At 36.2% G+C, this 15169-nt stretch carries 18 protein-coding genes; 2 read left to right on the forward strand and 16 right to left on the reverse strand.

Annotated features, from left to right (window positions below):
• Positions 1 to 17 precede the first annotated feature (17 nt).
• From BK585_RS11390 to BK585_RS24025, 13 genes are all read right to left on the reverse strand, one after another.
• A complete protein-coding gene (locus BK585_RS11390; protein ID WP_078553564.1) occupies positions 18 to 545 on the reverse strand; it encodes a YceI family protein in 528 nt (175 codons plus the stop codon).
• A gap of 389 nt (positions 546 to 934) precedes the next feature.
• On the reverse strand, positions 935 to 2482 hold the full coding sequence (locus tag BK585_RS11395) for a glycoside hydrolase family 43 protein (protein WP_078553565.1): 1548 nt from the start codon (positions 2480 to 2482) through the stop codon (positions 935 to 937).
• A gap of 250 nt (positions 2483 to 2732) precedes the next feature.
• Positions 2733 to 4103, reverse strand: coding sequence for an MATE family efflux transporter (locus BK585_RS11400; RefSeq protein WP_078553566.1), 1371 nt, complete (start codon positions 4101 to 4103; stop codon positions 2733 to 2735).
• Positions 4104 to 4327: 224 nt separating this feature from the next.
• Positions 4328 to 4609 (reverse strand): hypothetical protein, encoded by a 282-nt coding sequence (locus tag BK585_RS11405; RefSeq protein ID WP_078553567.1) that lies wholly within the window; start codon positions 4607 to 4609, stop codon positions 4328 to 4330.
• A 292-nt stretch (positions 4610 to 4901) separates the two neighbouring features.
• Complete coding sequence (locus BK585_RS11410; RefSeq protein WP_078553568.1) at positions 4902 to 5279, reverse strand: PH domain-containing protein; 378 nt, start codon at positions 5277 to 5279, stop codon at positions 4902 to 4904.
• A 60-nt stretch (positions 5280 to 5339) separates the two neighbouring features.
• Positions 5340 to 6755, reverse strand: coding sequence for a phospholipase D family protein (locus tag BK585_RS11415; RefSeq protein WP_078553569.1), 1416 nt, complete (start codon positions 6753 to 6755; stop codon positions 5340 to 5342).
• A gap of 160 nt (positions 6756 to 6915) precedes the next feature.
• On the reverse strand, positions 6916 to 8058 hold the full coding sequence (locus BK585_RS11420; protein WP_078553570.1) for an NAD(P)/FAD-dependent oxidoreductase: 1143 nt from the start codon (positions 8056 to 8058) through the stop codon (positions 6916 to 6918).
• A gap of 286 nt (positions 8059 to 8344) precedes the next feature.
• Positions 8345 to 8500 carry a hypothetical protein gene (locus BK585_RS24020; protein WP_170885554.1) on the reverse strand — a complete coding sequence of 52 codons (156 nt, stop codon included), beginning with the start codon at positions 8498 to 8500 and terminating at the stop codon, positions 8345 to 8347.
• Between the two features lie 36 nt (positions 8501 to 8536).
• Positions 8537 to 8809, reverse strand: a complete 273-nt coding sequence (locus tag BK585_RS11425) for an alpha/beta-type small acid-soluble spore protein (protein WP_078553571.1) — start codon at positions 8807 to 8809, stop codon at positions 8537 to 8539.
• Positions 8810 to 8915: 106 nt separating this feature from the next.
• The gene (locus BK585_RS11430; RefSeq protein ID WP_245805819.1) at positions 8916 to 9677 is read right to left on the reverse strand and encodes an alpha/beta hydrolase; all 762 of its coding nucleotides are present in this window, start codon (positions 9675 to 9677) and stop codon (positions 8916 to 8918) included.
• A 120-nt stretch (positions 9678 to 9797) separates the two neighbouring features.
• A complete protein-coding gene (speD, locus tag BK585_RS11435) occupies positions 9798 to 10607 on the reverse strand; it encodes an adenosylmethionine decarboxylase (protein WP_078553572.1) in 810 nt (269 codons plus the stop codon).
• A gap of 122 nt (positions 10608 to 10729) precedes the next feature.
• Positions 10730 to 10990, reverse strand: coding sequence for a hypothetical protein (locus BK585_RS11440; protein ID WP_078553573.1), 261 nt, complete (start codon positions 10988 to 10990; stop codon positions 10730 to 10732).
• A 133-nt stretch (positions 10991 to 11123) separates the two neighbouring features.
• A complete protein-coding gene (locus tag BK585_RS24025) occupies positions 11124 to 11261 on the reverse strand; it encodes a hypothetical protein (RefSeq protein WP_170885555.1) in 138 nt (45 codons plus the stop codon).
• Between the two features lie 158 nt (positions 11262 to 11419).
• On the opposite strand from BK585_RS24025, the gene BK585_RS11445 reads away from it, so the two are divergent.
• Positions 11420 to 11755, forward strand: a complete 336-nt coding sequence (locus BK585_RS11445) for a hypothetical protein (protein WP_078553574.1) — start codon at positions 11420 to 11422, stop codon at positions 11753 to 11755.
• Here the strand turns inward: BK585_RS11445 and dacB are convergent.
• Complete coding sequence (gene dacB, locus BK585_RS11450) at positions 11739 to 13217, reverse strand: D-alanyl-D-alanine carboxypeptidase/D-alanyl-D-alanine endopeptidase (RefSeq protein ID WP_078553575.1); 1479 nt, start codon at positions 13215 to 13217, stop codon at positions 11739 to 11741. The two genes, BK585_RS11445 and dacB, sit on opposite strands and share 17 nt — an antisense overlap.
• Positions 13218 to 13316: 99 nt before the next feature.
• Between dacB and BK585_RS11455 the strand changes: the two genes are divergently transcribed.
• On the forward strand, positions 13317 to 13580 hold the full coding sequence (locus BK585_RS11455) for a DUF1292 domain-containing protein (protein WP_078553576.1): 264 nt from the start codon (positions 13317 to 13319) through the stop codon (positions 13578 to 13580).
• Between the two features lie 71 nt (positions 13581 to 13651).
• On the opposite strand, the gene BK585_RS11460 is transcribed toward BK585_RS11455, so the two are convergent.
• Together BK585_RS11460 and BK585_RS11465 are read right to left on the reverse strand one after the other, a co-directional pair.
• Positions 13652 to 14491: a 1,4-dihydroxy-6-naphtoate synthase gene (locus BK585_RS11460; RefSeq protein ID WP_078553577.1), complete on the reverse strand. Its 840-nt coding sequence runs from the start codon at positions 14489 to 14491 to the stop codon at positions 13652 to 13654.
• Complete coding sequence (locus BK585_RS11465; RefSeq protein WP_078556772.1) at positions 14488 to 15138, reverse strand: futalosine hydrolase; 651 nt, start codon at positions 15136 to 15138, stop codon at positions 14488 to 14490. Before BK585_RS11465 ends, BK585_RS11460 begins: the two co-directional genes overlap by 4 nt.
• Between the last annotated feature and the right edge of the window lie 31 nt (positions 15139 to 15169).

The following is a 15169-nucleotide window of genomic DNA, read 5'->3' on the forward strand; positions in this document are numbered from 1 at the left end:
TGTAGGCTTTGTTTTTCTTATTCTACTACAAATTCAAAGTTTGCACTTAATTTAACATCTTTCCCAACTAATACGCCACCTGTTTCAAGAGCAGCGTTCCAAGTTAAGCCGTATTTCTCACGGTTTAGTTTTCCTTCTACATCAAATCCAGCAACTGTGCTTCCATCCATAGGATTTTTGGATGTGCCGTTAAATTCAATCGCGAATGTTTCAGAGTTCGTTACACCTTTAATTGTAACATCAGCTGTCATTTCAAACTCATCATCAGATACTTTTTTAATTGATGTGCTTTCGATTTTAATTGTGTTATAGTTCTCTACATCAAAAAAGTCCCCTGAACGTAAATGCCCATCTCTGTCATCGTTATTTGTGTTAATGGAAGCTGGGTCAACATTTACTGTTACTTGAAGCCCTTCTGGATTATTGATGTCTCCTACCACGTTTACATCGAAGTCTTGGAATTCACCTTTTGCTTTAGAAACCATCATATGTTTTACTGAAAAATTTACCCCACTGTGTACTTTGTCTAATTTGAATGTTGTCATTTTTACTTTCTCCTCCTACGTTTTCCTAATTTCTTTTTGTCATTGTCTTGATTACATTTCTTACTATAAACTATATTTATCTTAAATTCAAGATATTTATTTTGAATTTAAGATGTTTTTTTATTAGTGTGTTGAAATGTTGCTTTCTAAAGGGTTTCGCTGTTCATTCATATTATTTTTCGAAGATAGATTGTTCGAAATCAGATTGATTAGTAAAAATATTATAATAATTATCCAAAAAAACCATTGTTTCCAAATAGGTTTTTTCATAATAAAAGCACTCCCGTATATATATGATTAAAAAAAGCTTTGGTATATAAAATTCCCCCTAAGGTAAAACCGATTACCTTAGAGGGAGCATAACATTTTAACCTAATCTCTTTCAAACCTTACAAACCTACATACTCAAACCAGTCAAAATCTGCTGTGTTGGAGCTATTACTTCCGTTCGCACTTGCATATAAGCCAATTACAGTACCAACAAAACCACCTGCGACATCAGTGCTTAAAATTCTACCGTCGACATTTTCAAGTAGTGGTATATAATCCGTTTGGGATTTACCGTAATAGAAACTATAGTCTTGTCCATATGTTTCAATTTTTAAGTATAATCCTTTAGAATCAATAGGGCTCTCCGCCAGAACTTCTTTTTCTCCAGCTTGATACTTAATTAATTGAATTACGTTATTACCTCCGTTTTGTGTTGAAACAAACTGATAGTTAAATTCTTCGCTTTGAAATAACACAATACCTGCTGTTTCATTATCAGCCGTTGGAGAAAACTCCATGTAGGTTGATGCAACAAAATTGATGTGTTGTTGTCTTCTCGCTACAAAGCTTGGTAAAGTTGATTCAGTTACCATATCAGGACGAAGTTTTAATCGTAGGTAACCAGGTTTCTCCGTTAAGCTATACGTCTCTTCTCTAGGCGTACGTAAAATGTTCCATCTTAAATCAAGCGTATCTTCCGTAAAATGGTCACACGCCGGATGGATTACAGGTTTAGTTTCCGGTAGGTCTGGTACGGGATAAGACATTTCTAATTTTCCAGTTCCTGGGCTCATAATTGGCCAACCATCTTCCCAAATGACCGGAAGCAAGAATGTTTCTCTTCCTAGGTTACGATAATATCCTCCATAAATTCGGGATGCTAGTCCAATCGCCCACCATTCTCCATTTTGTGTTTCCACTAAGTCACAATGACCAACATTAACGACAGGATACTCTCTACCAAAATGGCGATGAGTCATGATTGGGTTAGCTTTATTTCCAACATAAGGACCTGTAACCGACTCACTGCGCGCTATTGAAACAGCATGTTCATGGCCGGTACCTGCCTCTGAAATCATAAGATAGTACATGCCATTTATTTTATAAATATGAGGACCTTCTGGCCAAATCACATCACGTAAAGCGCCACGCCATAAGCCAATAGAATCTCCTACTAAGCTCATTGTTTCTAAATCAAACTCTTGTAACCACACTTCCCAGTTCCCGCTATATTTCTCTCCTTCTGGAGCTGGTCGTGTTCCATGGTAATAAACTTTCCCGTCATCATCAAAGAACAGAGAAGGGTCAATTCCTGGAGCATCTAGATAATAAGGGTCAGACCAAGGACCAGCAGGATCGGTAGCAGTCACGACAAAGTTTCCGCCTTCTTCCACATTCGTTGTGATCATATAAAATACGCCTTCGTGGTGGCGAATGGTCGGAGCAAAAATACCTCGTGACACACCTTGTCCATCTAGTGGTAGTTGTGATGGTCTATCTAAAACATGACCAATTTGTTTCCAATTGACTAAGTCACGGCTGTGAAAAATCGGTACTCCTGGAAAGTAAGAAAATGATGAAGTGACTAAGTAATAGTCTTCACCTACTCTGCAAAGGGATGGATCTGGGTAAAAACCGGGTAAAATCGGATTTTGAAACGTTTTCATTTTTCTATTCACCTCTAAGTTAGTTTCTTTGAATCAAAAATATGTATTACTTAAATGGCTATAAAAATCATTGTAGCATTTCTTGATAAAGAAAAACATATTCAAACTTTATATATTATCTAAAAAACTATGTAGCTTTATAGTAAAGATATAGGGTGGCACTGTAAAAAGTTGTACTGACTATTTCAGTGCCTTCTGTTTTTTTAACCTTTTATCCCACTGTTTTCCTTAATTCTTTTCTTTATTGTGCTTACGCAGTCTCTTCAATTTCTTTTTTCTCATGTTTTACAAGGGCTTTTTGTTCCCACTTTCTCGTTTTCCAACGACCATATAATAAAATTCCTCGAAGCCATTCATCCGCTATAAATGCGATCCATATCCCAATTAGCCCGAAGCCCCAATGAATTCCTAGTAAATAATATAAAGGTACACTAAACAACCAAATGACTGTCACAGAAACAATCATCATATACCGTGCATCTCCTGCACCTTGTAGAGTGGCCCCATATATTAAGTTTAAGCAACGACCGGGCTCAAGTAAAAAACCCATTAGCAAAAGAGTAGCTCCCATGTATATAATTTCAGGGTCACTTGTAAACAAGCCTAGCAATGGCTCTCTTAATAAATAGATAATAAGTGTCGTTCCCATTGCCATTAGGATACTCCAACGACCATTACGAAGTGCTTGTTTATAAGCTTCATCCATTTTACCTGCACCAATTAAGTGACCGATAATAATTTGAGAACCTCTTCCTAACGAAATCCCCAAAATCATAACGAAAAAGAGAATATTTATCGTATAAATCCGAGTCGCTAACATTTGAGTCCCTAATAGCGTAATAAACGCAGTTACAACAATTTGACTACTAGAATACGAGATAATCGTCATAGACGAAGGAATCCCAATGCTAAGTATTTTCTTAATTCGTTCTTTTTGCCATCTTATTAATTCGGACCATTCAATTTTTAACTTGACGCGATAATAGAGCATTAAACCATAAGCAATCATCGCTAGAAACTGACTAATGGCCGTTGCGATAGCTACCCCTGGTACTCCAAGCTTAGGTACTCCAAAAGCTCCAAAGATGAACAAATAATTCCCAATAATATTTAAGATATTCATTCCAACGGAAACATACATCGTCTCTTTCGTAAAGCCATGCGTTTGTATAATCGCAGACATTGTTACACAAAGTGCTTGGAAAACAAGGGCTCCACCAACAATCATCAAATACACTCTTGCTTCTTGAAATAAGTGAGGTTCTAACTGAAACAACCCAAGTAGTTGTCGACTAAACAAAACCACTAACGTTGCAATTAACAGACCAAATAAAAAGTTCATGGAAATAGCATTGGCTGTCAGTTTTCGGATTTCCCCATATTTTTTTGCACCTAAATACTGCGCAACAACAATTGCACACCCTGTTGCGACAAATTGAAAGAGAAAAAATAAAAACATGACTAATTGATTGGCAACGCCAACAGCGGCTACCGCTTCATCCGATACTTTACTTATCATAAATGTATCAGCGGTCCGTAACGAAAAGTGCAACAAAGTCTCAATGAATATTGGCCACGTTACAGCTATAATTGATAATTTTTTTACCTCTGGTGTAGTCATAACATTCCCCTTAAACGTAGTATGTAAAAATGAAGAAGTGGTCTCGAAGGAAAGACCACTTTTAATAAACGGAAAATAGTATTGTTGCTTAGCTGGCATTAAATTTCTAGATTTTTAAATTAATAGGATAAATACTATTTTATAAAAATAGTGGAGGAATGAAAAGGCGTTTCTTTATTTTAAGTTAATTTCACAAAATGTACTTACTATCTTTTTTATAGTACTTAACCAAAAAAGATTCGGTCTATTTCTGGAATCGGCCCACTAAAAAATAAGGATGCATGTGGATTTAGATGCGGTGCAGTTTTTTGCTGTGCTTTTGCTTTAATTGTCTTTTGAGGAATCGAATACTGTTGTTGTCCTTCCCAAAAAGAAGGATACATGTTTCCATAAGGACTCTGTTGATAACCCAAGTATGGTGCTTGGTAGGGGTATTGTCCATAGGTAGGCATTTGCATGTGGTTGAAGAAGTTAGAGTATTGAGAGTATGGGTATACGGCTAACAATGGTAAAACCTCCTTACTTTTCTAGATATTTTACCCTATGCTGTTGTACCATTCACGCTACTCTTTCCCTAAAAAATAGTGATCTACCTATAAAAAAAGAGAGTTAGACTGGGACAGAAATAGCTAAACCATCTGCACAGGCTTCACTCGCCACAAAACAAAGCCCGTTGTGAGATACCCACTCACTTCAGCAAGTTGTGGCGGTTTCGCTCATTGCTTAGAGGGTGGGTCAAAAGGCAAAAAACCTTTTGGCCCACCCTCACCCTCTTCTTTATGAAGATATGACTTAGTGTTATTTCAATACATAAGCAGCTAATACACTTTGAAGTTCATAAATATTTAAGTTTTTGTTAAACTGTTTTTGAATAGGGGCAGAATTTCCTGAAATCCATATTTTAAGTTCAGCATCTAAATCGAAGTTCCCAGCAGTTTCAATGCTAAAATGAGTTATGTTTTTATATGGAATTGAATGAAGCTCTACCTTTTTTCCTGTAAGTCCTTGTTTATCTACAAGGATGAGGCGCTTGTCTGTAAAAAGAAATAAATCTCGAATTAGCTTGTATGCTTTCTCAATTTGTTCATTAGCGGTTAAAACTTTTGAAAATTCTTTTTGTACTTCGCTAACATTAACTTCTGAAGCATTTCCCATTATACCGTCTAAAAAACCCACAACATCCACTCCCTTTGGAAAATAATAGTATTTTATCTTTGGTTTTAAGTATACATTTATTTAAAACGTTGTTAGCTTTGTTTTCTTTTGAAACCGAAATAGATACGTTTTATATTGATTAAAATCCTTTAAATAATGACTATGATGAACGGTATAGTTGGCATCTTCATTGTTCCATAGTTTAGAAAAGTAATCAGACACTTCTTGTATGATATCTTGTTCTGTTGGTGCTTTTATCTTAAGGCTTGTATCTAAATTAAAATCATCTAAATTCCTTCGCGTAAAGTTTGCTGAACCACCAACAATCGTGCTAACATCTTTCCGTTTAATTAACATTAATTTACTATGGTATTGTTCATCGTGTGTATTATACCAGCGAACGTTTATATATTCATTTCCATACTTCAAAAGGTCATAGGCAACTGGCCGATTTGGAATCCCAATGTTTTCATTTCCAAAGACCGTTTCGTTAGGGTCTAATATGATGTTTATATGGACGCCTCTCTCACTCGCGTCTACTAAAGCATTGATAACATCGCTTTCAGATAAGTTAAACATTCCAATAAAAATAGTATCGTCAATCGTCGTATCATCAATTTCTTCTATAAGATTTTTACGAATTGCTCCTTCAGTTAGTAATTGCACCTCAATGTTCCCGTCTTCTTCTTTTGATTTAGGATACCTTGGTAATAAAGTGCCTCCTGAAAAATTTGCGACAGCTTGTTCGGATTGCAAGACGTCTCTTATGATATCACCCTTGACCACAAAAGCAATATTTGAATGAAATCCACTTGCGTCATGAGCGTTCGCAGATGTAACCATAACTTCTTTTTCCGTAGCAATTATTTTTCGATGATTCCCTTTTAAATTTAACATCTTTAAATAAGAGCCTAATGTGACATTCGGTGAACTATCAGCAAATGGATTTGTTATCCAACCTTCCCCCTTCTTTCCGAAAACATGAAGGAAAGAGCGCCAATACCCAGAATATATCGGATTGGAGTCACGTAACGGGGTTAAATTCGTTAAAATGACTTCTATGCCATTTTCCTCAAGCTTTTCTAGATGTCCATTTGGATGTGACTTATACGTAGTATTGATTTCATCGGTAATAAATACAATTTCAATATCTGGTGACTTTTCCTTTTTATCTAATAGCGCTAGTGTAATGTCATCAGTTATTTCAGGATACTCTTTATCATTATCATGTTTATCATTGAATAAGAACATATCAAATAAAATAAAATCCTCTGCATTATCAATCATGTCGAGGACCCTATCAAAGATTTGGTGGTCGTGCTTTATTTCTCCTTTTTGTTCATACGTAAGATCTTGAAGGAAGTCAACATGTGATACGTGGTATGGATTCCCTTCAAGAGAGAGCCCTTTTGGAATAGGTTTAAATAAACCATAGACCGTATAACCAAAGACAACCAATATAAAACAAAGGAATACAAACGTGAACAATTTTCGCATAGTTCCTCCTCATCCTTTTTTAAATAGTATCCCGATTATTGACATCATTCATTCTGTTTTGGTATCAATTATGAGAGAACAAGACTTTACCGCTGGTGCGTAAAATAGAGGGAACCGAAAAAGTTTAAAACCTAACTTTTTCAGTTCCCTCGTAAAAAACCTAATTGTCGTTTTTATTATATAATTCAATATCCTCAAATGGTTTAAATGAAATAGCTTGGTACGACTGCTTTTTCTCGTTTGTAAGGATTGATAATAGTCTTCCGCTCAACCTATTTATATTAAAGCCCCCAGGAGTTAGAATCACTCTTCCAAGAATGGAATCAAGCCCCTCCACTAACATGTCATATTGCTCATTACCCATATTTTCAAGTGCGTTTCGTAACGCAAGGGACCATTTATATTCTTTATCATGTTGCTTCATCAACGTATGGTAATCTTTATTATGAACAATGGAATCGGCTGCGTAAATACCAGTTAATAATGCATTATGCAATCCGAATCCCATCGAAGGAGTAGCACAACCTACTGCATTTCCTATCAAAAGTAAGTTATCGGTTGAGTACATTTTAGGCTGGCCAATAGCAAAGTTTTTCACATGATGAATCTGTTTAAATGCAACATCTGTTCCAAATTGATCTTTCACAAAAGCATCCCATCCTGCATGAATATCAAATTCTCTATCAGGTGTGGCTACGCTAATCATCGACGTGGATTCATCTAGGACTAATTGAAACGAATATCCCTTTGAAGCAAACCGGTCATTAAACCACATTTTTGTTTGCTTTTCATTAAATTGTCCAGATATCAGCGCATGTATTATATCAACATATCGATCAATTCGAACATTTAGTTCAGTCGGTACGTCTTGTAAACGACCCGTCGCTAGTATTACTTTGTCATATTTATCTTTAATTTCATGATAATGAACCGTATGGTTGCAATATATGTTTGAGGAAATATGTTTCGCTAGCTGTTTCTCCAAAGAATTTTCATGATTCCCTCTAACAACAACATGCCCTAAAAACCCTTGATAGCTATAACTTTTACTCGGTCCATTTGTGATAGAGGAGTAAATTGTATGTTGTGGAAGCAAATACATTTTATATTCACTAGCTAAGTGAGAAAATAAATCACCAATCGGTCGATGGAAAAGCTCTGAGACAAACTCTAAAAAAATATTTGCCCCACCTACATCTGATTTAGTTTCAAAAATATCAATGCTTCCTTCCAAATTTTGTTGCTCTAGTCTGTAGGCACAAGCAAGGCCAGATAAACCCGCTCCAATTATCGCTACTTTCATTAAAACGCACCCTTTACATTTAATACCCTTAGTTTTAAACTCTTTAAAAATTATATACTCTAAGAAAAACGGCAAAGCCGTTTTTCTTAAAAGAACTGAGCTGAGCCGCTACCCTGTTTTGATGTTAAACAAAAGTGGGTTCCTTTTGTTTGACGTGTAGCGAACGAAGCCAGTGCCCTTCATCGAATAAACAAATAAAATCCAAAGCAGTATTGATTATATAAAAAAAAACACCTATGGTTTTTTTACACCATAGGTATGTTTATTTACATAATAATATTCTAATCTACTTGTGGTTTTTCTTGTTTTTTGATTTCTTAGGTTTAGCTACTTTTACTTTTTGACCATGGTCACTCGTTAATTCAGAAGCAAACTCTTGACTGACCTCATCGCTGCCTAATACCAAGTCTAAAGGTTCTCCGCGATGTTTATGATGTGGCATATCATCTCCTCCTTCGAAAAGTAGTATTTCCTCTATTTATTTTTTTAAGTTGTTTTGTGCCATTCTAATCATTTCCTTAACCATACTTCCCCCAATTGTGCCTCCAACCTTGCCTGCTTGTTTAGATGTGAGCGTTCCGTTATACCCTTTCTGTAAAGGAACATTGAGCTCATTTGCTACCTCGTATTTCACATCGTTCGGATCATTTGATTGATTGAGATACCCCTTTTGTCTCATCACATTTTGCTTTAAGTGATTTAAAGCTTGGCGTGCCTCTGGGACGAGAATCCGGTTATTTCTCCTGGCCATCATTATTCCTCCTATTCGGATTTATTTATTCAATTTATTTTTCCCATTCCCACAGAAAAAACGCTTGAGAGATTATGCCGGTCTCAACAAGCGCTTCAATGCCTATCTACTTCTTTACAAAATTTATAATGTCAGAAATCACTTCTTGTTCCCAGTGATATGAATTAAAAGTGTGGTCTCCATTTTCAATCGTTTTTAGAATAGCGTTCTTCCCGTAGCATTTATCGATATACATACTAGAAACCTCGTAAGGAACAGCTTCATCCATAGTTCCATGGATTAACAACACCTCGTTTGAAAAGAGCTTGGCTGTATCCCAAACATTAATGGTTTGTAGTTCATCTATAAATTCTTTACTTATTAAATTCCCACCAACATCATAGGCATCTTTTTCTTCAATGTAATTTTCTAAAGCAACAGCTAATGTTTTGGACTGACTCATCGTTCCTGCAGGTGCGAGTAAAAGCAACTTCGACACTTCGTTGAATCGTTTACCAGCTACCAGGCTAGCAACAAGTCCCCCCATGCTAAAACCTAACAAATATATATTATCGGAATCAACTGAAGGATGTGTCTTTACGTACTCTAATATCGCTTCGGCCTGGTCCACTTCTTTTAATACCGTCATATCCTCGAAATGACCATCACTCTCTCCACTACCTAAAAAATCAAACCTAAAACTGGCGACATTCATTTCTTCTAGTGCTCGAGATATTTTTAAAAATAAACGATGGGGTTCAAGTTTGGTTCCTGTAAATCCATGTAAGAGGATAACGGCAGGATGCTTATGTTCACTTGGGATATGTTCCATTCCTCGTAATGTTTGACCTTTATGTATAATAGAAATGCTTTTTTGCAGGATGTCCATCCTCCTTATGTTTCTAAACATTATAAAACGTAAAAGCTGATCTAGACAAAGAATTTGGCTTACCTAAAAAAAGAAGCCCATAAAGATGGATGGATATCCACCTCAGGCTCCCACAATCACTTAGTTCATATTTTTACCATAAAAAATTTCATCCATTTCTTTCTTCAATTTTGCAGTAATTTCTTTTTCTTCCCCTGGTTTTAATTCATCTTTCGTAAAACCAAATAAATAATTATTTAAATCAAAGTTTTTTAACTTACATTTTGTATGAAAGATGTTTTCTGGGTAGATGTTAACATCTATCATATCGTACAATTCTTTCACTTCGTCCGGTATGTAATTTTGGATGGAGTTAATTTCATGATCAATGAAAAGTTTATCACCTTCAATATTCCGAGTAAATCCTCGAACACGATAATCCATAGTCATAATATCTGTATCAAAGGAATGAATTAAATAATTTAACGCTTTAAGAGGTGATATTTCCCCACAAGTGGACACATCGATATCCGCTCTGAATGTACTAATTCCTTCTGTGGGATGAAATTCAGGATAAGTGTGCACGGTAATATGACTTTTATCAAGCTGAAAAACAACATTATCAGGAAGTGGGCCAGGCGATTCGTCATATGAGGATTCATCTGGAACTTCAACAACTGGTCCCTCTGATACAAGGATTGTTACACTTGAACCTTGGGGTACATAGTCTTGTTGCGCAATATTTAAAACATGTGCACCAATGATATCGGACACATTCTTTAATATTTTTGTTAACCTATCAGCATTATATTGCTCATCAATGTATTCAATATAGGCATCTCGCTCTTCCTTTGTCTTTGTAAAACAAACATCGTACATATTAAAGCTTAATGTTTTCGTTAAGTTATTAAATCCGTGTAAAGTAATTCGCTGTTCTGATGAGAGCGTCATGAACATTTCCCCTTACATTTTGGTATATTCGCGTAACATCTTGTCCTATTTTTATGTTACCCTCAATGCCCTGTAAAAAAACCCTTAATATGGAATTTAACCTTGTATTTCATTGGTTTTCGTTACTCTTGTCCCATTTCTTCTACGAGTGATGGATTGAACAATGCACCTAATACTAATTCATTTTTGTCAAAATCAATCGTTTGCCCATTTGTATATAATTCCATTTCTTGTTTGATCTTACGCAAATCTTCTTGAACAAGTTCAATTTGCTTGGAGTCTTTTGGCAACTCTTTTTCCTTTTGTTCGAGCATTTGTTTCGTTTCCATAAGTACATATAAATTTTCTAGTTTTTCTACATATGACAACGAGCCAAGGTCCATGTAAACTCCTCCTTCTTCCTATTAGAAATACCACAAAGAAAAAGTTTCTATTCAAATATGTGTGTTGCCTGATGAAAAAAGGATAACGAAAGGCAGATACCCTTTCGTCATCCTATTATTATTTCAGCCTATCCTAGCCTTTTGAACCTGGTCCTCTTTTCGGACGATTATGATTAGAACGACGGTATTCCTCTGTTACATCAGCTAAACTTTCCGTTGGCGTTTGATTATTTGTCAGAGCGGCATCTCTTTGTCCTTTTCGTTTTCGCATATTTTCTCCTCCTTTAAGGTAACCACACTATTAGTTTTTGCTTTACTGTTTGTTTTACAGCTAGAAATGATTTGAAAAAAGTATCTGTTTTACCAATACTATTTTCTAGTTTTACTCCGTTTTAGTATTATACTTAAAGGAAAAAGGGATTTTGAATTATGGGAGAGGTACTAATAAAAGCTAGCGTATTATGTGACGACATCGTTAGAAAAAAATATGATGTCCCAGCACTAGTACACCATTTTCTAGTTTGGAATCAATCTTTGCAATACAAGACAAAAAGCTTTAAGTATGTCATCTTAAACGTTGAGTTACTTTCGTCATTACAAGACGTTTCTTTTGAAGAAACATTGATTAATGTATTAAAAAATGAAATGAGTTACGCAGATATTGAAAAATGGATAAAGAATAGCGATGAGCGAGTACAGTTCCAAAAGTATTCAAGCATCATACCATTTCGAAAAAGAGGTAGACACTCTAGCCATTTGCGATGATTGTGATTAAGTCATCTTCTATCCTCTTTCCGTTCACATCATTCGTTAAATTATTTAATATTATCGCAAAGATATACGTGTCACCACTGCTGTTTTCAATATAACCAGAGATAGAACTAACTGTTGAAATGGTACCTGTCTTTGCGACCACTTTCCTTTTGGTTTGAGAACCTTTTAAACGATGGCGCAAAGTTCCCCCGATAAGCTTATCATCATGGCCGGCTACAGGAAGTGCGTGATAAAAACTTTCGAACCAATCTTTTTCTTGAATGACATACAAAAGTTTGGTTAGGTCGTTGGCTCGGATTAAATTCACATGAGAAATACCAGAACCATCTCTAATCACAAGCTCGTTAGGATTTATACCTAATCCCTCGATTTTTTCATCCAACACGGATAGTCCCTTTGACCAGCTACCTTCACCTTTTTTAACCTTCCCCATTTCTTTAACAAAAGTATCTCCATGGACGTTGTTACTAAGCTTTAAAAAAGGAAGAACTATTTTAGATAAAGGCATCGACTGATTCAAAGTGATTACTGTTGCGCTTTCAGGTGTAGTTCCTATAAATGTAGCGCCAATATGTTTAATTTCATGCTTTTTAAACATCTGTTTAAATACATCTAATGCCAGTCCTGTTGGTTCCCAGACCGCAATTTTTTTAGATTTAATTTTGGATTGTAGGGGAATGTCACCCGTCACTTTTATGAGATTTGAACCATGTTCACGTTTTATAGAAAGCTCATTGTGTTCTTCAGTGGCAACAGTTTTTGTTTCATTTATGATTGATATATACTCGGTCTTTGGATAAACAGAAATCCGTGCCTTATCATTTACATCTTTACCTGGTTTTACGGTGAACAGCACGGTTCCAGCATCATAATGGTTTGTTGGTGAAACGGTTAAACCAGAAATTTGGGCCCCATAATATGTGGTTTCATCACTCCATGGGATATCAATGGAATATCTAACATCATCGTACCAAGAATCATCCGCGATGATGTCACCAATCACCATTTCAATACCTTGTTTTTTCAAGTCCAAAACCATTTTATCAATATCTGATGGAAGAAGAGTCGGGTCTCCCTTCCCTCTAATATACAAGTTGCCATGAAGGACTTTCCATGCTTTCCTACCATCACTCAGTAGCTCCGTAGAAAAACGATAGTCTTCTCCTAATGTCTCGAGAGCTGCTGCTGCGGTGAATAATTTTAAGTTAGATGCCGGACGTAACCGAAGATCACCGTTATAATCATATATGATTTTACCAGTAGAAGGATTTCTGATACTAATTGAAACTAATGAACCTTCAAGGTTCTGTTCTTGCTTCAAGAAATCATCTAATCTTTTAGTAAATGTTTCACTTGCCTCAGTTGTTTGACTCCCAATGAATAAATAAGGCACAAGGATAACAAGGATAAATAATCGAGATGTAAATATGTTAATATGTCTTCCTCCTTTCATGCTATTGTTAGTTTTTCCTTTGTTTTCATTTATATTTACCACTTGTTACTGTAGGTAGACTAAAGACGATAAGGGCACACTAATTAAGAGGTGATTTTAATGGAAGAAAATAATAGAAGAGATCAAATTACGATTGAAGATGAAAATGGAATGGAAAGACAATACTCTATTGAAGCTTTATTTGATATGGAAAATCAATCGTATGCTCTCTTGTCAGGAAACGATGAAACACTCGTTATGAGGTTAGAAGAAGAGCAAGGTAAACAATACTTGGTCGGTATTTCAGACCCTGAAGAGCGTGATGCGATTTTAAGTGCATATGAAATCGCGATAGAAGCAGATAACGAGAACATGCTGCACTAATCGGCTCAGAACAAATTATAAAAAACGATACTAAGCGTCCTTCAGTCGAAAGCTAGCTTAGTATCGTTTCTTTAAAAAGGTTTTAATGATTGTAAATCCATTTCTGGAATTAAGCCTTCTTTAGCAGCTCTTCCTAATAATGCAAACACAGCAGCATACCCTTCATCCCCTAAGTCGGTACTAAATTCATTTACATATAAATCAATATGAGATTTTGCAACTTGTGGAGACATTTCTTGTGCATGTTCGAGCACATAATCCTTTGAGGCTTCAGGGTGTTTCCATGCATATTCAACCGATTTCCGAATCCAATCAGATACTTGTTTTACATCAAGTGTGCGGTGAGCAATAATTGCTCCAAGTGGAATCGGATGACCTGTATCGGACTCCCACCATTGGCCTAAATCAACTAACTGTGAAAGGCCATAATCTGAATATGTAAACCGGGCTTCATGAATAACAAGTCCTGCATCAACTTTGCCATCACGAACAGCTGGCATGATCTCATGGAAAGGCATCACAACAATATCTCCAACGCTACCTGGCACATGTTCTGTTGCCCAAAGTCGAAATAATAAATAAGCAGTTGATCGTTCGCTCGGTACAGCGATACGAGAACCTGATAAAGCCGAACCCTCCTTATTTTCCTTTGAATTCGTTAAAATAAGTGGTCCACAACCTCTTCCAAGAGCTCCACCACAAGGAAGTAATACATAATCTTTATGGGCCCAAGGCAGTGCTGCAAATGAAATTTTCATAATATCAGGACCATTTGACTTAGTTGCTAACGAATTTGTAATATTAATATCAGCATAAGTCACATCAAACTGTGGTGTTCCCGAAATAAGATTATGTACTAATGCATGATAGATAAACGTGTCGTTAGGACATGGCGAAAATACTATTTTCATGAAAACACCTCCGGTAAAATCGAACTCACTTTTTGCAGAGAAACTAACGCCTCTTTTATTTTCCAAGCTTCACGATCTCTGGGACCGATCGCGTTAGAAATAGCTCTTATTTCTATGACAGGTATTCCAGCTTTTTGAGCCGATCGGGCTACACCAAATCCTTCCATTGCCTCTGCAGCAGCTTCAGGAAAACGGGTAGATAGACGTATAGCTGTATCAGCAGTCCCTGTTACAGTAGATAAAGTAAGAATATCCCCTAGCCTATAATGAATATTGTGTTTTTGGAGCGTGTCACATACTCTTGTAACAAGTGTTGATTCTATCGAGATTTCCGTTGTACCAAAGCCAAGCTTGTCCACGCTTTCGAACCCTGTTTCGGTTTCTGTCCCTAAATCAGCGATAACAATTGAAGAGGCAACGACAACATCAGAGATTGTTGTTCTTCCAATAAATCCACCTGCAATACCCATATTTATGACTGCTTTATATTTTTTCTTTGAAAGTGCTGTTGTAGTTTGAATTGCTGCATCAACCGGCCCAACACCTGAAACATATACGTCAAAGCCAGGTGCTCCGTTTAATCCTTCTAGAATTGCATTTTTTTCGACCTCTACAGACACGATAATGGCTACATCATTTACATGCATTTTCACATATTAACTCCTTTTCTTTTTATTG

Origin of the sequence: Bacillus alkalicellulosilyticus (assembly GCF_002019795.1) — a bacterium.
GTDB lineage: Bacteria > Bacillota > Bacilli > Bacillales > Bacillaceae_F > Bacillus_AO > Bacillus_AO alkalicellulosilyticum.